Source organism: Niveispirillum sp. FG156 (genome assembly GCF_057809555.1).
This window is the reverse complement of sequence record NZ_JBMDKE010000029.1, coordinates 14652-32062: the sequence shown is the minus strand read 5'-3', so window position 1 is coordinate 32062 and position 17411 is coordinate 14652. Positions and strand designations below refer to the sequence as shown.

17 protein-coding genes are annotated in these 17411 nt (G+C 64.6%); 6 read left to right on the top strand and 11 right to left on the bottom strand.

Annotated features, from left to right (window positions below):
- Nucleotides 1–5: 5 nt before the first annotated feature.
- From ACODSP_RS18470 to ACODSP_RS18440, 7 genes are all read right to left on the bottom strand, one after another.
- Complete coding sequence (locus tag ACODSP_RS18470) at nt 6–821, bottom strand: DUF4198 domain-containing protein (protein ID WP_488967026.1); 816 nt, start codon at nt 819–821, stop codon at nt 6–8.
- A gap of 144 nt (nt 822–965) precedes the next feature.
- Complete coding sequence (locus tag ACODSP_RS18465; protein WP_488967025.1) at nt 966–1475, bottom strand: DUF2271 domain-containing protein; 510 nt, start codon at nt 1473–1475, stop codon at nt 966–968.
- Between the two features lie 18 nt (nt 1476–1493).
- On the bottom strand, nt 1494–2111 hold the full coding sequence (locus ACODSP_RS18460) for a PepSY-associated TM helix domain-containing protein (RefSeq protein ID WP_488967024.1): 618 nt from the start codon (nt 2109–2111) through the stop codon (nt 1494–1496).
- A gap of 131 nt (nt 2112–2242) precedes the next feature.
- Nucleotides 2243–2560, bottom strand: coding sequence for a helix-turn-helix domain-containing protein (locus ACODSP_RS18455; protein WP_488967023.1), 318 nt, complete (start codon nt 2558–2560; stop codon nt 2243–2245).
- A complete protein-coding gene (locus ACODSP_RS18450) occupies nt 2538–2927 on the bottom strand; it encodes a type II toxin-antitoxin system RelE/ParE family toxin (RefSeq protein ID WP_488967022.1) in 390 nt (129 codons plus the stop codon). The genes ACODSP_RS18455 and ACODSP_RS18450 overlap by 23 nt, the downstream gene beginning before the upstream one ends.
- Nucleotides 2928–2993: 66 nt before the next feature.
- Complete coding sequence (locus tag ACODSP_RS18445) at nt 2994–4142, bottom strand: M20 family metallopeptidase (RefSeq protein ID WP_488967021.1); 1149 nt, start codon at nt 4140–4142, stop codon at nt 2994–2996.
- Nucleotides 4143–4261: 119 nt separating this feature from the next.
- A complete protein-coding gene (locus ACODSP_RS18440; RefSeq protein ID WP_488967020.1) occupies nt 4262–5524 on the bottom strand; it encodes a Zn-dependent hydrolase in 1263 nt (420 codons plus the stop codon).
- Between the two features lie 150 nt (nt 5525–5674).
- On the opposite strand from ACODSP_RS18440, the gene xdhA reads away from it, so the two are divergent.
- The 5 genes from xdhA to ACODSP_RS18415 all read left to right on the top strand — a co-directional run bounded on the left by xdhA (nt 5675) and on the right by ACODSP_RS18415 (nt 11481).
- Complete coding sequence (gene xdhA, locus ACODSP_RS18435) at nt 5675–7156, top strand: xanthine dehydrogenase small subunit (RefSeq protein WP_488967019.1); 1482 nt, start codon at nt 5675–5677, stop codon at nt 7154–7156.
- Nucleotides 7153–9483, top strand: a complete 2331-nt coding sequence (gene xdhB, locus ACODSP_RS18430) for a xanthine dehydrogenase molybdopterin binding subunit (protein WP_488967018.1) — start codon at nt 7153–7155, stop codon at nt 9481–9483. The genes xdhA and xdhB overlap by 4 nt, the downstream gene beginning before the upstream one ends.
- The gene (gene xdhC, locus ACODSP_RS18425) at nt 9480–10313 is read left to right on the top strand and encodes a xanthine dehydrogenase accessory protein XdhC (RefSeq protein WP_488967017.1); all 834 of its coding nucleotides are present in this window, start codon (nt 9480–9482) and stop codon (nt 10311–10313) included. The genes xdhB and xdhC overlap by 4 nt, the downstream gene beginning before the upstream one ends.
- A 194-nt stretch (nt 10314–10507) precedes the next feature.
- Nucleotides 10508–10894: a hypothetical protein gene (locus tag ACODSP_RS18420; protein WP_488967016.1), complete on the top strand. Its 387-nt coding sequence runs from the start codon at nt 10508–10510 to the stop codon at nt 10892–10894.
- Nucleotides 10895–11085: 191 nt separating this feature from the next.
- Nucleotides 11086–11481: a hypothetical protein gene (locus ACODSP_RS18415; protein ID WP_488967015.1), complete on the top strand. Its 396-nt coding sequence runs from the start codon at nt 11086–11088 to the stop codon at nt 11479–11481.
- A gap of 229 nt (nt 11482–11710) precedes the next feature.
- Here ACODSP_RS18415 and ACODSP_RS18410 read toward each other — a convergent pair whose 3' ends face one another.
- Nucleotides 11711–12673, bottom strand: coding sequence for an alpha/beta hydrolase (locus tag ACODSP_RS18410; protein WP_488967014.1), 963 nt, complete (start codon nt 12671–12673; stop codon nt 11711–11713).
- A gap of 187 nt (nt 12674–12860) precedes the next feature.
- Here ACODSP_RS18410 and ACODSP_RS18405 point away from each other — a divergent pair, with 187 nt between their 5' ends.
- Nucleotides 12861–14507 (top strand): alpha-glucosidase family protein, encoded by a 1647-nt coding sequence (locus ACODSP_RS18405; protein WP_488967013.1) that lies wholly within the window; start codon nt 12861–12863, stop codon nt 14505–14507.
- Nucleotides 14508–14642: 135 nt separating this feature from the next.
- Here ACODSP_RS18405 and ACODSP_RS18400 read toward each other — a convergent pair whose 3' ends face one another.
- The 3 genes from ACODSP_RS18400 to ACODSP_RS18390 all read right to left on the bottom strand — a co-directional run bounded on the left by ACODSP_RS18400 (nt 14643) and on the right by ACODSP_RS18390 (nt 17388).
- The gene (locus tag ACODSP_RS18400; RefSeq protein WP_488967012.1) at nt 14643–15530 is read right to left on the bottom strand and encodes an alpha/beta hydrolase family protein; all 888 of its coding nucleotides are present in this window, start codon (nt 15528–15530) and stop codon (nt 14643–14645) included.
- 196 nt (nt 15531–15726) lie between these two features.
- Nucleotides 15727–16722: an inorganic phosphate transporter gene (locus ACODSP_RS18395; protein WP_488967011.1), complete on the bottom strand. Its 996-nt coding sequence runs from the start codon at nt 16720–16722 to the stop codon at nt 15727–15729.
- Between the two features lie 12 nt (nt 16723–16734).
- Nucleotides 16735–17388 carry a DUF47 domain-containing protein gene (locus ACODSP_RS18390; protein ID WP_488967010.1) on the bottom strand — a complete coding sequence of 218 codons (654 nt, stop codon included), beginning with the start codon at nt 17386–17388 and terminating at the stop codon, nt 16735–16737.
- Nucleotides 17389–17411 lie beyond the last annotated feature (23 nt).

Below are 17411 nucleotides of genomic sequence, written 5' to 3'. Positions count from 1 at the left end.
ACCCCTTACTGCGCCAGCACCTCGAACGTCGCGGTATAGCTGGCCGACCGCTTGCTCGCCTGCGGCACGGTCGTCTTCTTGTCTTCGGTCTGGGCGGTCATCCAATACATGCCCGGCGTCGGCCAGGTGATGGTGAAGGCACCGTCCTTGTCGGTCTTCACCTTCATCTCACCCAGGTCGTTGCGATAGCGGATGCCACCGGGAATGACCGTGACCTCAACCTCCGGGGCGGGCTTGCCATCCAGCAGCAGCTTGAAGCTGGCCTTCTCACCCGCGAACAGGTCGTTCGGATGGGTGACGGGCGACAGTTCCAGACCCTTGCCCGTGGGCTTGAGCACCGTATCGGTGGGCTTGCCCGACGTGGCGAAGAATTCCAGGCGCCGCGCCCCTTCCGTCACCTGCAATTTCTCGGCATTGGCCGGCACTTCCTTGGCAAAGGTCTCGGCCGTGCCGCGCCAGCGCTTGCGCTGTCCGTTCTCTTCCCAACTGGCCATGATGCCGCCGCTGGCCATCGCCACCTTATAGGTGCCGGGCTGCGTCAGATGGACATCGAACGTGCTGCGATACTTGCCCGTCGCCTGGTTCTCTGCGGTACCGACCGACCCATCCGGGTTGGTGACGGTCAGGCCATCTAGGCGCAACGGCACATGTTCAAAATAGAACAGGTCATTGGACACGGCGGCATCCACGGTGATCCACGGGTCCTGGCCCGACAGGACGGTGGCCGAGGGCAGCATCCATTGCCGATGCGCCGCCGCCGGACCGGCGATGGAGATGGCAAGCGTCAGCGCCAGCGTGGCGCGGGTCAGCAGCGACTTCATGGGGAAAACTCCTTGATCCATTGATTAACAAAGCAATTTCTGACAGAGCGGGAACCGCTCCGGCGGCGACTGCCGCCGCGCCGCACGTGCGGCGTTAAGCCAAGCCGCGGATGCGGCGCCGGCGTTTGAGGAACTGAAAAGCCCTCAGCCCTTAACCTCGACCGCGACCCGGCCCAACTCCGTCTCACCCTTGGCCTCGGCCTTCACAGGCTTGCCGTTCCAATCGAACGGCACACGGATCAACTCGCGACCGCCCACCTCGCGCGCGGCCTCAACCACCAGCGCGTAGGAACCGGGCTTCAATCCGTTCAAGGGCGCCTTGCCGCTATCCCAGGACAGGCGGTTCTCGCCCACGGGCAGGGTGGGGGCCGACACGCCATCGACGGGCATGGTCAGGTCGCGGCCCGACCGGCGCCACCATTGGCGCATGTCCTTCAACCACTTGGTCCCCTCATTGTCGCGCATCTTCACGTCATAGCGGACGGTCAGGTTGGCGACGAATTGCTGGTCGGGCGTTTCGATCCAGGCCGCGACATAGGGGCGGTGATATTCCGCCACCTCCAGCTTGGGGATCTCCACCGTGACCGCCAGTTCCCCAGCAAGCGCGGGGGTGACGGCCAGACCGGTCATTGAGAGCGACAGAAGCGTGCGCATGGGTTCAATCCTGAAAGATCAGTGGATAAGAAGGATCAGCAGCAGCATGGGCGCCACCAGCCCCAGCCCAACCAAGGGCCAGGTGCTGGGCCGCTTGCCCGCATGCAGATGCAGAAGGAAAAGCCCGGTGATGCAGAAGATCAGGCAGGCAACCGCGAAGATATCCAGGAACCAGGACCACACAGTCCCCGTCCCCCGCCCCTTGTGCAGGTCATTGAGGTAGGAGACCCAGCCCCGGTCCGTCACCTCATGCAGGACCGCGCCGTCTTCGCGGGCGATGGTGGCCCAGCCATCCCCGCCGGGGCGCGGCAGGGCGATGTAGAGTTCATCATCCGACCATTCCGGCACCCCGGCGGACACATCCACGCCCATCTCCGCGGCAAACCAGTCAACGATGGCCGCCGGCACCGGCCCCTGCCCCACCGACAGTGCGGCGCGCAACCCCTCGGGCAAGGTCGCCTCCTTGGTCACCGTCACGGGCTTGGCCTCGACATGGCGGGCATTGTTCAGCGTGATGCCGGTAATGGCGAACAGCAGCATGCCGATCAGGCACAGGGCCGAGCTGACCCAATGCCATTGATGCAGATGCTTCAACCAGAAGGACCGCCGCCCCTGCTGCTCCACCCCCGCCGCCATAACCCACATCACCCGCGATTGATAATGGCTCGCAAATAAGCACGAGTGCGAGTTATTCGCAATAGCGAAGCGGGGGATGGGCTATGCGGTTTTGGGATGAAGGGTTTGGCCGGGTGGGGCGTAGGTTGGGTTCAGGCGACGGCGGACAAACCCCGTCGCGCGACCAGGGACAGCAATTTCAAAGATGCCCCCTGCGGATGTCGTTCTCCACGCTCCCACTGGCTGACCAAACCGGTGGTTACGTTCAGATAGCGGGCAAAGACAGCCTGACTGGCCCCTTCCCGTTCGCGCAAGGCCTTGATCTCGTCCGGTGCCAGCGGCTGCACAGGCGTCAGACAGGCCTCATCGAACTGCCGCATGGTCTGCTTGTCGATCAGACCAGCCCCATGCAAACCCTCGGCGGTTTCGTGAATGGAAGCCATCACGTCACTGCGATATTGCTTCGGCATCCTGCGAAATCTCCACAAATGTCCCAGACCGCACCGCGGCCTCCAGCCTTTCATCCTCAAGGCCCAGCACTTGTTGAGCCAGTACCTTGAACATATCCACTTCGTCTTTGCGGATATTGCCCAGATCATTCTTGGCAAACCCATGGACGAAGAACGCCCGGCTACCAATTCTTAACAGGATGATGGTACGGAACCCGCCGGATTTACCCGCACCAGGACGGGCAATCCGCTGCTTGATCACGCCGCCGCCAAGGTCCGCATCAACCAAACCCCGCAATGCCCGCTCGACCGCATCCGTCAGATCGGCATCGGAAATGCCGGCCTTCCTGGCAAAGCGGGTGAAGGGCTTGTTCCTGAATATCCGCACATCGACCCATTATTGGTCAAAGCTGCCTTACTATAACACTCTGCATTACAATACTCCACAGGCTCCCTACCCTGCCCCCAACACCCTCTCCACCACCCCCTCCAGGATGGCCGTCGCCGCGACCAGCTCGTCCAGCGGCACATATTCGTTGGCTTTGTGCCCCTGCCAGCCGGCACCCGGCCCGAAATTGACGATCTCGATCCCGTCATCGGCGAAGTAGCGGCCATCGCTGGCCCCTGTATCCTTCAGGAACCGGGCCGGCGCGCCCGTCCCCCCCTCGATGGCGGCACACAGCGCGCTGACCAGCGGCCCATCATGCGGTGCGCGGAATCCGTTGGTGCCGGTCAGCAGGCTGCAGGACAGGTGGTCTGCCTCCGGATGCGCCAACACCAACGCCTCAATCTCCGCAAAGGCCTCGACAATCTTTTCCTCGGGCAGCAGGCGGCGGTCGATTTCCACCCGCGCCAGATTGGGCACGACATTGGTGTTCTCACCGCCCCGGAAGATGCCGATATTCATGGTCGATTGCTGCTCGCCCACGCGGCGATCCCGCAAACGTTCGGCCATGACCCCATCAATATGGGTCATCACCTGCATCAGGCGCAGGATGGCATTGTCGCCCGCCGCCGGATTGCCGGCATGGGCGGATTTTCCGCGCGCCGTCACCTCCACCCACATCACCCCGCGTTCCGCCGTGATCAGTTGGTTTTCGGTCTGCGTACCGACCACCAGCATGTCGGGCTTCACCGCCCCAATCTCGCGCAGGTAAAACGCCCCATCCGGTCCCAGATTTTCCTCATCCCCGCAAAAGGTGAACACGATCTTGCCGCGCGCCGGCCCGCCACGCCGCGCCACCTGTTCGGCCAGCCATAGCTGTGCCGCCATCGACCCTTTGCAATTGCCGGCCCCCAGCCCATGCACACGGCCCCCAATGACGGTGGCGACCAGCGGTTCCGTCTCCCACATGGCGCGCTCGCCAATACCTACCGTGTCGGCATGGGCATTGAACATCAGGGTCGGGCCGGGCGCTGCCCCCGCCCACTCCGCCACCACATTGGCGATCTGGGGCCGGTCGCGATGCAGCACCTGCACCTGATAGCCGGCTTTCTCCAACCGGTCGGCGGCATAGGCGCAGATCGCCGCCGTATCGCCGGGCGGAAAGGTGCTGGGGATGGCGACCAAGTCGGACAGGATGGAAAGGACAGGATGGGTCATGGGGGTAGCCCTAGGGTAGCGCGGATTAGCGTGAGCGTAATCCGCGGAGCAACGGTGCCGGTTTACCGCGGATTACGCTCACGCTAATCCGCGCTACGAAATCGGGTCGTGACGCCCCCTCACCCTGCCAGCCGCGCCAAGGTTTCGGCCAGCACCGCCGCCCCCGCGTGACAATGTTCGGGGCTGGCATACTCCACCTCATTATGGCTGATCCCATCCCGGCACGGGATAAAGATCATGCCCGTGGGGCAGCGGGGTGCCATGAACTTGGCATCATGATTGGCGCCCGATGGCATGTCGCGGTTGGCATAGCCCAGGCCCAAAGCCGCCTCACGCACCGCATCCACCACGCCCGCGTCGAAATCCACCGGCGCCGTCGTGCTGGTCTCCTTCACCACCACCGCGCATGGGGCGGCCAGCGACTGGATCAGCGGGGCCACCTTGTCCCCGCGTTCCGTCACCAGTTCTGCATCGGGATGGCGGAAATCAATGGTGAAGATCACCTTGCCGGGCACCGTGTTGGGCGATCCGGGCATCACCTCGAACCGGCCAAAGGTGCAGCGGATGATATCATCCGGGTCATGCATCAGCGCGTTCAAGGCATTGACCATTTTCAGCGCCGTCTGGAACGCGTCCTTGCGGGCGCCGTGCGGGGTGGTGCCCGCATGCGCCTCCTGGCCCGTCACCTCCACCTGGAACCAGCGGCTGCCCTGGATGCCCTGCACCACGCCGATGGTCTTGCCCTCGGCCTCCAGGCGCGGCCCCTGTTCGATATGCGCCTCAACATAGGCGGCAGCCGGTGATCCAAAGTCCCGTACCGGCATCTCCGGGGCCACGGCCAAGGTCTCGGCCAGGGCGTCGCGCACGCTCACCCCCTTCGCGTCGGTGCAGGACAGCACCATGTCCAGATCCATCTTGCCCGCAAACAGGGCCGATCCCATGCAATAGGGCTGGAATCGCGACCCTTCCTCATTGGTCCAGGCCACCACCTCCACCGCATGCCGGGTCACGGCCCCCGCATCCTCCAGCGCCTCCAGCACCTCAAACCCTGCCAGCACGCCATAGACGCCATCATAGCGGCCGCCCGTGGGCTGGCTGTCCAGATGGCTGCCCGTCATCACGGGCGGCAGGGTAGGGTCGCTGCCCTCGCGCCGCACATACAGGTTCCCGATCCCATCGGTGGAGACCGCAAAACCCCGCGCATTGGCCCAACTGGTCAGCAGCGCACGCGCCAGCCCATCCTCACGGCTTAGCGCTTGCCGGTTCACGCCCCCCTTCTCCGTCGCCCCGATCTTCGCCATGTCGGCCAGTCTTTGCGCCAGCCGATCCTGGCTGACATGGGCTGCGATGGAACCGAAGGACCGGTTGCTGGGATGGGTCATGCGCGGAAATCCCTGTTCATGTTCGTTTGTTTCAAGGGGACGTTTCCGCCCCAGAACAAAATGTTGCACCGCATCATTGCTCTGTAAAGCGACTTGACAGGGGACGTTTCCTGTTCTGCCATGCTTTCTTTTGAAATGAACTGGTAGACCATGGCCGATTGCGTCCGCTTCGTACACCGGGGACAGGTTGTCACCCTCTCCGGCGTCTCCCCCACCCGCACCGTGCTGGATTACCTGCGCGAGGATCGGGGGCGGCGCGGCACCAAGGAAGGCTGCAACGAGGGGGATTGCGGTGCCTGCACCATCGTGCTGGGCACCCGTGTCGGCGTGCTGGGCATGGCGGAGGCGGAAAGCATCCAGTACCGGGCCGTCAATGCCTGCATCCTGTTCGTCACGGCCCTGGACGGCAAGGAACTGGTGACGGTGGAGGATCTGGCCGGCGCCAACGGCACGCTCCACCCCATCCAGCAGGCGATGGTGGACCATCATGGCAGCCAGTGCGGATTCTGCACTCCCGGCTTCGTGATGTCTCTGTTCGCCCTGTACCATGCGGAGGCCGACCCCGACCGAACCCGCATCGACGCCGCCCTGGCCGGCAATCTCTGCCGTTGCACCGGCTATCGCCCCATTGTGGATGCCGCCCGCGCCATGGGCCGCACCCCCGATGCCTATACGGCCCAGATGACAGAAACCCTGGCTTTGCTGCGCAGCATCGGGCGCAGCGAAACCCTGTCCCATCCCGGTGGCAAGGCCTTCGCCCCCGCCACGTCGGATCAGCTGGCCGACCTGCTGCTGACCCATCCCGACGCCACCGTCGTGGCGGGTGGTACCGATGTCGGCCTGTGGGTGACCAAGCAGATGAGCGACCTGGGCATCATCGTCCATATTGGCGGCATCCGCGATCTGGCGGGCATCACCCACACCAACGGCCAGATCACCATCGGCGCCGCCGCCACCGTGACCGACGCGGCAGAGGTTCTGGCGCCGCTGTACCCCGACCTGGGCGAGCTTTTCCGCCGCTATGGCTCTGAACAGGTGCGCAATTCCGCCACGCTGGGCGGCAACATCGCCAATGGCTCTCCCATCGGCGACAGCATGCCGGCCCTCATCGCCCTGGGCGCCACCCTGGTCCTGCGACGCGGTGGCATGACACGCGAAATGCCGTTGGAAGATTTCTTCCTTTCCTATCGCAAGACCGCGTTGCAGCCGGGCGAATTTGTGGCCGCCATCCGGGTGCCTGAACCCAGCGCTGACCGCCTGTTCGCCTGCTATAAAATCTCCAAACGCTTTGATCAGGATATTTCCGCTGTCATGGCCGGCTTCGGCCTGACCTTGCAGGACGGCATCGTCACCGCCGCCCACTTGGCCTTCGGCGGCATGGCCGGCACGCCCAAGCGAGCATCGGCTGCAGAGGCCGCCCTGATCGGTCGCCCCTTTGACGCCGCCGCCGCCAAGGATGCCGCCGCCACCCTGTCCCAGGATTTCCAACCCCTGACCGACATGCGCGCCAGTGCCGATTACCGGCTGATCACCGCCGGCAACCTGATCCTGAAATGGCAGATGGAGCAGGCGCTGCCGCCCACCGCCACCCGCGTGCCCGCCTTCGCCGCCGTGATCGGGGGTGCCGCATGAGCCACCATCCCCCGCGCAGCCCCGCGCCCGTCCCCTTCCCCGCCACGCATCAGCCCATCCGCCATGACAGCGCGCCGCTGCATGTGGCCGGCACCGCCCGCTATGTCGATGACATGCCGGAACCGCCGGGCCTGCTGCATGTGGCGCTGGGGCAAAGCGCCAAGGCCCATGCCCGTATCCTGTCCATGGACCTGTCGGCGGTGCGGGCCTATCCCGGCGTTGTCGCTGTCCTGACCTCTGCCGATATTCCAGGGGTCAACGATGTCGGCCCCGTCGTGGCCGATGACCCGATCTTTGCCGAAAATCTGGTCGAATATGTCGGCCAAAGCCTGTTTGCGGTGGCCGCCACCAGCCGCATCGCGGCCCGCGCCGCCGCAAGGCTGGCCAAGGTCACTTACGATGACCTGCCGGCGGTGATCAGCATCGCCGACGCCCGCGCCACCGAAAGCCACATCCTGCCGCCCAAGCGTGTGGAACGCGGCGACCCGCTGGGCACCCTTGCCACCTCTCCCCACCGCCTCTCGGGTCATCTCGCTATGGGCGGGCAGGATCATTTCTACCTGGAGGGCCAGATTTCCATGGCCACGCCAGGGGAGGATGGCGACATGCACATCCTCTGTTCCACCCAGCACCCGTCGGAGGTGCAGCATCTGGTGGCCCGCGCCCTGGGCCGCCCCGACAATCATGTGGTGGTCGAGGTGCGGCGCATGGGCGGCGGTTTCGGGGGCAAGGAAACCCAGGCCAGCCTGTTCGCGGCTGTCGCTGCCCTGGTCGCCGACCGCACGGGCCGCCCGGCCAAGCTGCGGCTGGACCGCGACGACGACATGGTGATGACGGGCAAGCGCCATGATTTTGAGGTCGCCTATGAAGCAGGCTTCGATGCCGATGGCCGCATCCTGGCCCTCGACATCATTCTGGAAAGCCGTTGCGGCATGTCGACGGACCTGTCGGGTGCCATCAATGACCGCGCCATTTTCCACGCCGACAATTGCTATTACCTGCCCAACATCCGCATCACCTCCTACCGCTACAAGACGCATACCGTCTCCAACACGGCCTTTCGCGGCTTCGGCGGGCCACAGGGGATGCTGGCGATTGAAGGGGTGGTGGATGACATTGCCCATCATCTGGGCCTGGACCCGCTGGCGGTCCGCCGCGTCAATCTCTATGGCGGGCCGGGCCGAGATGTGACGCCCTATGGCATGAAGGTGGAAGATTTCATTGCCGACAGCCTGCTGGACCGGCTCTCCACCACCTCCTCCTATCAGGCCCGCCGCACCGCCATCGCCGCCTTCAACGCCGCCAGTCCCGTGCTGAAACGCGGCATCGCGCTGACGCCGGTCAAATTCGGTATCTCCTTCACCACATCGTTCCTGAACCAGGCCGGCGCCCTGATCCAGGTCTACACGGATGGTTCCGTCCTGCTGAACCATGGCGGCACGGAAATGGGTCAGGGGCTTTACACAAAGGTGGCGCAGGTGGTGGCCGATGTCTTCGGCATCGGGCTGGACCGCGTGCGCATCACATCCACCCGCACCGATAAGGTGCCCAACACATCCGCCACCGCCGCCTCCGCCGGGGCCGACCTGAACGGCATGGCCAGTTTCAATGCCGCCCGTACCATCCGCGACCGGCTGTCCGCCTTCATCGCCGCCCGCTGGGGCGTCGAACCGACCGCCCTGTCCTTCGCCCATGGCAAGGTCACGGCGGGCGATCATGCCATCGCCTTTGATGATCTTGTGCGTCAGGCCTATCTGGCCCGCGTCTCGCTCTCTGCCACCGGCTTCTACGCCACGCCGAAGATTGATGTGGACAAGGAAACCCTGATCGGTCGCCCCTTCTATTACTTCGCCTATGGCGCCGCCGTGTCGGAGGTGGTGATCGACACGCTGACGGGGGAGACCAAGCTGCTGGCCGTCGATATCCTGCATGATTGCGGTACGTCCCTGAACCCCGTACTGGACCGGGGACAGGTGGAAGGTGCCTATGTGCAGGGCATGGGCTGGCTGACCATGGAGGAACTGGTCTTCGATGGGGGCGGCCGCCTGCGCACGCACGCACCCAGCACCTATAAGATCCCCGGCTGCGGCGATATCCCCGAGCATTTCAAGGTCGACCTGCTGAACCAGCCCAATCTTGAGGACACGATCCACCGGTCCAAGGCCGTGGGCGAGCCGCCCTTCATGCTGGCCATCTCCGCCTATCACGCCATCAAGGCCGCCGTGGCGGCGGCGGGCGGCAGCGGCCCGGTGAAGCTGGACGCGCCCGCCACGCCCGAACGGGTCCTGATGGCGGTGCGCACCCGGCAATCGGGGGGTGGCGCATGAATATGGACTGGATCACCGCCCTGGCCGACTGTCAGCGGGAGGGCCGACCCAGCGTGCTGGTGACGGTAACGGAGGTTGCGGGTTCCGCCCCCCGCGCCGCCGGCACCAAGATGCTGGTCACCGCCGACGCCCTGCACGGCACAATCGGCGGCGGCGCGCTGGAGTTTACGGCCATTGAGACGGCCCGTGCCCTGCTGGACGGTCATGTAACGGAATTACGCACACAATCGTACCCCCTTGGCCCCGCCCTGGGGCAGTGCTGCGGCGGGCGCGTCACCCTGCTGTTCGAACCACTGCTGCCCCCCCGCCTGCGCATCGCCCTGTTCGGTGCCGGCCATGTGGCCAAGGCGCTGGTCGCCATCCTGGGCACGCTGCCGGTCCGCGTCACCTGGGTCGACAACCGCCCCAACCTGTTCCCCGACGCAACGCCCGCCAATGTCACAGCCCAGGTGTTGGAGGAACCGGAAGCGGCGCTGACCCAGGGGTACAGCCACATCCTGATCATGACCCATGATCACGCGCTGGACTACCGCCTTGTAAAATCAGCGCTCTGCCTGCCCGGCGCCCCCTTCGTGGGGGTCATCGGATCAGACACAAAACGCGCGCGATTCGCCTCCCGCCTGCGCGCCGACGGGCTGGACCCCGCCCGCCTCACCTGCCCCATCGGGACCGCGGGCCTGACCGGCAAGCATCCGGGCGAAATCGCGGTGGCCGTGGCCGCACAATTGCTCAGCCTGCCCACCCCCGCCGCCATCCCGGCACTAAGGGATTTTGTTAGCGATAACAATTGCCTGGGCTGCGCCACGCCCTGCGGCGATGCCTTGCCATGAGAATTTGTGAATTAATAAAATGATTTTCATTTGTTTACGCATAGCTAAAAGCCTGTGCGTAGTGAAATTACCGACATATGCTGGGACTTATAAACGAACCGCCGGCCCACGGGACTGACGGCACTGTCGGGGGAAGCGAGCGAACAAGGCAACCATGACGGCATGTCCTGCCGTCCGGCTTTGTGAGGATCGCGATGAAGAACCTGTTTTCCGCCTTGATCCTTTCCACCCTTGCCCTGGCCATCACCGGCCCTGCCCTTGCCGATATCACGGGCCTGAACGCCGCCTGTGGCGGCCTGCCCACCGCCCCCTCCGTGACCCAGGGCGACAGCGCCGATGAAACGGCCATGCGCGCCTATGGCGCCGGTATGCGCGACTATACGGCCCGCCTGATGACCTATCTGACCTGCCTGGACAATCACCCGGCCAGCAGTGCCGACATGGCGTCGGCCAGCTACCGGCGCGAGGTGATCAGCCATCGTCAGCAGGTGGTGGATCAGTTGGAAAAAACCGTCACCCGCTTCAACGCCGAACTGAAGAGTTTCAAGTCGCGGCAGGCCCAGGTGGCTGCCATTCCGTGAACCCATGCATATCACGCATGACAGATTCCTGTGTCAGCGGTGTCATTAACGATCTTTCCCTCTTTCGCTGCATCGCAACCGCTTTATACTGCACCGCACAAGAACACGGTACCGGCCCGATCCGGACCATTGAAGGGAGCGAACGTACAAGGCCCGAAACGTCGGTGGCATCCCGCCCCGGTTCCAGCTTTGTGAGTATCGCTATGAAAAAGCTCTATTCCGCTCTGATCCTCTCCGCCCTGGCCCTGCTGGCTGCTGGTCAGTCCCAGGCCGCCCACCCCGCGCTGAAGCGCCTCTGCGGTGAGGCTCCGGCCACCCCGCAGCTGATCGAAGGCACGACCGCCACCCGCGACAGCATGGTGCAGGTCGCCGGCTCCGTCCGCGGCTTCGCGGACCAGTCGCTGAACTACCTGTCCTGCCTGGACAGCCAGCCGGCCTCCACCTCCTACATGGCGCAGCCGTCCTTCCGGGCCCAGCTGTCCGCCTATCGTGACCAGGTGGCCGACCGTCTGGAAGAAACCGTGAACGCCTACAATGCCGAACTGCGCGACTTCAAGGCACAGCAGGCCCAGGTGGCACAGAAGTAAGGACCGGCGTCACGACTTCATGACCGATGGCGTGATCGTAGCGCGGATTAGCGAAGCGTAATCCGCGGAGCAACGGTGACGGGGTTTCCGCGGATTACGGCATACGCCTAATCCGCGCTACCAAGCCGCCAACTGTCCGGTCAGGGTTTCGTTACACTTCCATAAGGACCATTTTCAACCGTTGATCCTGGCAAAAGGGCGGGTGGCAACACCCGCCCTTTTTGTTTGTTCACCGCCCCAGCAGGAACCGCAGCGGCACATCCACCCGCTTGCGCCACGCCACCTCATTATGCGGTTCGCCCTCATACAGCGTCGTCACCCAGTCTTTGCCCTGGACATAGCCCAGGCCCGGCATGAAGGCGTCCACCTTGGCCTGAAACGGCGGATAGAAACTGTCCAGTTCGGCATTGCCCAGGTCGAAATAGATCCGGTTCCCACCGGCGCGCGGCAGGTTGGCTTTCACCCAGGCGATGAACGTATCGGCGATGGTCAGCATGCGCGGGTCACCGCTCTTGATCCAATCGAAATAGGTGACACTGGGCCAATGGGTTGAAACACACCCCGCCGCCCCGAACACCGCCGGATAGCGGATCAGGGCGTAAAGCGAGATCAGGCCGCCCATGCTGGACCCCATGATCGACGTATCCGCCGGGCCGGGGTGCGTGCGGTATGTCGCGTCGATGAAGGGCTTCAACTCCTTCACCAGGAAATCGACATAGCCATCGGACAGGGCCCGCCCGCCCGACCCCTTCTCATAATCGGCCCGAATATCCGCCGGCACCGTCTCATAGGGCGCCTGGGGCAGATATTCCCGGCTGCGATATTTGGTGTCCCATATCCCTACCACGATGGCGGGCTTCACGGCCCCCTCGCCCAACAGACGCGCCATCGCCTCATCCACGCCCCATTCCCCGAACGGAGTGGAGGCCGGGTCGAACAGGTTCTGGCCATCATGCATATAAAGCACGCTGAAATTCTGCGTGCCCGCCTCATACCCCGGCGGCAGCCAGACATCGACACGGCGCGGCTCCGTCAGCGCGCTGGGGAACAGGTCGTACCGCCACAGGCTGCCCGCCGATACCGGCACCGGAACGGGTTTCGGCACCGGCCCGGCGGCGGCCAGCACCGGCAGCGGCAGAAGCGGCAGGGACAGCGCCCCTAGCAGGGCGCGGCGGCTGGGCTGAAACATCATGGCGGTCCTCCGTTAACCTTATCCTTGCCACCAGGATCACCGCTTTCGGCCCCACGCCAACCGTAAATACGTATGCGTCGCAGCGCAGCATGAAGGCGCATACGTATGCGCCCCATACCCGTCTGACGCTGCCGATTTTACGATAGGGGCAACAGAACAAGCGTTGAGTGCCGGGGGGAGTTCGATCATGAGTGTGACGGCAAACATGGTTCGCGCCGACGGAGCGGCGGGGCCTGACCAGGGTGTCGTGCACCCCTGGTGGCGGGGTGCTGTCATCTATCAGATCTATCCGCGCAGCTTCGCCGACAGCAATGGCGATGGCATCGGCGACCTGAAGGGCCTGCTGGCCCATCTAGACCATGTCGCAAGCCTGGGCGCCGACGCCATCTGGATCTCGCCTTTCTTCAAGTCACCCATGGATGATTTCGGATACGATATATCCGATCATTGCGATGTCGATCCGATTTTCGGAACCATGGCGGACTGTGATGCCGTCATCGCACGCGCCCACGCGCTGGGCCTGAAGGTCATCATCGATCAGGTCTATTCCCACACCTCCATCGAACACCCCTGGTTTCAGGAAAGCCGGCAGAACCGCACCAACCAAAAGGCCGACTGGTTCGTCTGGCAGGACGCGAAGCCCGACGGCACGCCGCCCAACAACTGGCAATCGGTGTTCGGCGGCCCGGCCTGGACCTGGGATGCACGCCGCCGCCAATATTACATGCATAATTTCCTGTCCAGCCAGCCGGACCTGAACCTGCATCATCCGGAAGTGCAGGAGGCCATCAAGGACGTGGCCCGGTTCTGGATGGACAAGGGCGTGGATGGTCTGCGCGTCGATGCCGCCAACTTCTTCATGCATGACCGGGAATTGCGCGACAATCCCATCAACCCGGAAGCCACGGCGCCCAAGCGCCCCTATGAGTTCCAGCGGCAGGTCCATAATATCTCGCAGCCCGAGAATCTGGGCTTCATCGAGGATCTGCGCACCCTGCTGGACAGTTACCCCGACCGTTTCATGGTGGCAGAGATGGGGGAGGCACCGTTCGACATGGTGGCCGACTACACGCTGCCCGGCAAACGCTGCCATTCCGCCTATAATTTCTCTTTCCTCTATCACAAGCAGCTGGATGCCGGCGTGCCGCGCCGGGTGATCGGCGGCTGGAATCAGGCGTCGGGCGGGGCCTGGCCCTCATGGACCTTCTCCAACCATGACGCGCCGCGCGCCCTCAGCCGCTGGGGCGGCGACGTTCCGCCCCCGGCACTGGCCCGCTGCCTGAATACGCTGCTGGTGTCGCTGCCCGGCTCCGTCTTCCTCTATTACGGGGAAGAACTGGGCCTGCCGCAGGCACGGGTGGCGTTCGAGGATCTGGTGGACCCAGAGGCCATCGCCAACTGGCCGCACACGCTGGGCCGCGACGGGGCCCGCACGCCCATGCCCTGGTCCAAGGATGCGCCCCATGCCGGCTTCTCCACGGCCAAACCCTGGCTGCCCGTGGACAGGAACCATCTGCCGCTGGCCGTGGATGTGCAGACGGGCGATCCCGACAGCACCCTGTCAGTGACAAAGCGCCTGTTGGCCCGCCGCCGCGCCGAACCGGCCCTGCGCTGGGGCGACATCCGCTTCCGCCCACCCGCCGATCCCGTGCTGGCCTTTGAGCGCATCCATACCGATGGCGATGTGCTGGTGGTGATCAACCTCTCCGCCGAACCCGCCGCGCACGGCCTGATCGACAGTGCCAACTGGGTGCTGGCGGAAAGCATCAACGGCGCCGACCTGTCATCCGGCACCCTGCCCCCCTATGGCGCGGTGATCGCACGGCGGGGGTAAGGGACTCTCCCGCCAAGCGAGCGAGGGGCTTAACTTGATGAAAAACCTAACTTCGCCCCTCGCCCACGAACGTGGGAGAGGGAGGGGCCCGAGCCGGAAGGCTCGGGAGGGTGAGGGCAACCCCGCTCCCGCCCCCTACCGCCGCAACCGATCCCGTATCTCCGCCTGGATTACGGCCCAGGCGCCCGATTGCGGGTCGATCAGCTCAAAATGCCCGGCCCCGTCAATCTCCAGCTCCCGCAACCCCGGCCCCAACGCCTTGGCCCCGTAGGCCTGGGCGAATGTCGGCGGCACGATGATGTCGCGCGTGCCGGACACCAGCGTGAGAGACAGGCTTTTAATGGGTGCCTCGCCCGGTGAGGTATCGGCAAAGGCCGCCTCCCCCCGCGTGGCAGCCCCGATCAGCTTGTCCACCGTTTCCGGCCCGCCACAGGCCGCCGGCCCCCGCGCGCGGTAATCGCGCAGGTCGACGATGCCGGCCAGCGACACCACCCCCGTCACGGGCAAGGCGTCGGCCTTGTAAAGCGGGCTGCCCTTGGGCAGCAGCGCGCGCCCGGCGGCCCAGACGGCCAGATGCCCGCCCGCCGAATGCCCCACCACGGCAACCCGCGTGAGGTCCAGCTTGTGCGGCCCGGCCAGGGCGCGGACCTGCTCCAACGCCGCCGACACATCGGCGAAGGTTCCGGGATAGCCGCCCCCTGCCTGCCCCAGCCGACGATATTCGATATTCCAGACGGCGATGCCGGCATCCGACAGCGCCTTGGCCATCGGGTTCATCAGTTCGAAGGCCGGCACATCGCCCAGCCAGCAGCCACCATGGATCAGCACCAGCACCGGGTGCGGCCCCGTCCCCGCCGGCAACCACAGATCCCCGAACTGCTGCGCATCGCTGCCATAGGCCACCCGTACCCCACCCGTCAACTTGGGCCGGGCCAGCAGGTCCTTGTATGTGAGGACCGGCGGCGGGTCGGCGGCCAGGGCCGGCACGGAGAACAAGAGGGCGACGAGAATGGTAGGAATCAAAACCCTGATCTGGCGCGTGCCACGCGACGGGTCAGGGTTCGGCGACGACTGTCGCCGCGCCGCCCATGCGGCGTAGCCAAGCTGCCGGATGGCAGCGCCGGCGACTGAGGCCCAGTGATCGTATGCGATCACTGGGAACGTGCATGAATAGAACATGGACGGCACCCTATGGTGGATACCGCCCATGGTGACCCGCTTAAAACACCCGCGTCAACCAGTAGAAGCCGGCGCCCACGGCGGCGGCGGCCGGCATGGTCAGGACCCAGGCCACCAGGATGCCCTGCGCCAGACCCCAGCGCACGGACGAGGCCCGCTGTGCAGACCCCACGCCGACGATGGCGCCGGTGATGGTGTGGGTGGTGGAGACGGGAACGCCCAGATATGTCGCCGTGAACAGGGTGATGGCGCCCGCCGTCTCGGCACAGCTGCCATGGACGGGCTTCAGTTCCGTCAGGCGCGACCCCATGGTCTTCACGATCTTCCAGCCGCCGAACAGCGTGCCCAGCCCCATGCAGAACTGGCAGGAAATGACCACCCAGAACGGCACATGGAACCCTTCGGGCATGTAGCCCTGGCTGAACAGCAGGACGGCGATGATGCCCATGGTCTTCTGCGCGTCATTGCCGCCATGGCCCAGGCTGTAGAGCGAGGCCGAGACGATCTGCACACTGCGGAACACCTTGTCCACCTTGAAGGGGGAGAAGCGGCGGAACACCCAGGAGACGATGACCATCAGGATGATGGCCAGCACGAAACCGACGGTGGGCGAAATCACGATGGCCACCGCCGTCTTGATCAGGCCCGAACCGACCACCCCCCAGCCGGCCTTGGCCACGCCGGCCCCGACCAGACCACCCACCAGCGCATGGGAGGAGGAGGAGGGGATGCCGCCCAGCCAGGTGACGATGTTCCAAATGATCGCCCCCATCAGGGCCGCGAAGATCACCGAGGCATCGATGATGCTGGCATCGACAATGCCCTTGCCGATGGTGTTGGCCACATGCGTGCCGAAAAAGATGAAGGCGATAAAGTTGAAGAAGGCCGCCATGATCACGGCGTTGCGCGGCGACAGCACGCGCGTCGACACCACCGTCGCGATGGAGTTGGCCGCGTCATGCAGGCCGTTCAGGAAATCGAAGGCCAGCGCCAGGGCGATCAGGCCGATCAGGATCGGCAGGGAGATCAGTTCCATGGGAGGCGCCGATCAGACATTGTCGACGATGATGCTGTCGACGATGTCGGCGACATCCTCGCCCGCGTCCAGCACGGCTTCCATCAGTTCCAGGATCTCGCGGATCAGCGCCTGACGATAGGTGATGGGGGCATCCAGACCGCCGCTTTCCTGACGCAGGCGGGCCTTGGCGGCGCGCAGGATCTTATCGCTGTCGCTCTCCAGTTCGGAAATCTCGCGCGTCATGCGGGTCATTTCCGCGACATGGCGGGGAATGTCGCGCAGCTTGGGCAGGCATTCCGGCAGGATGGCGGCACAGCGCACGATCAGCTCGGAAAGCGCATGCATCTCGGCCGTATATTCCATCGGGCCGGCTTCCGTCATGTGACGGGCCACGTCCTGGATCAGGTCGATGATGTCATCCATGCGCTTGGCCAGATCCTGGATATCGGACCGGTCGAAGGGCACGATGAAGGAACGATGGACAGCCGCCTGGATCTCCTTGGTGATCTTGTCGGCATCGTTCTCCGCCTGATGGATACGCTGGAACCGCATCTCCAGCTGGTCACCATTCTTGACCAGATCACGCAGCGCCTCGGCGGCGACCAGAATCAGACGGGCATGGTCGGTAAAATGGTCGAAAAACCGTTCTTCGCGGGGCATCATGGCCCGGAACAGGCTCAGCATCTTCTATCCCGATAACGCAATCG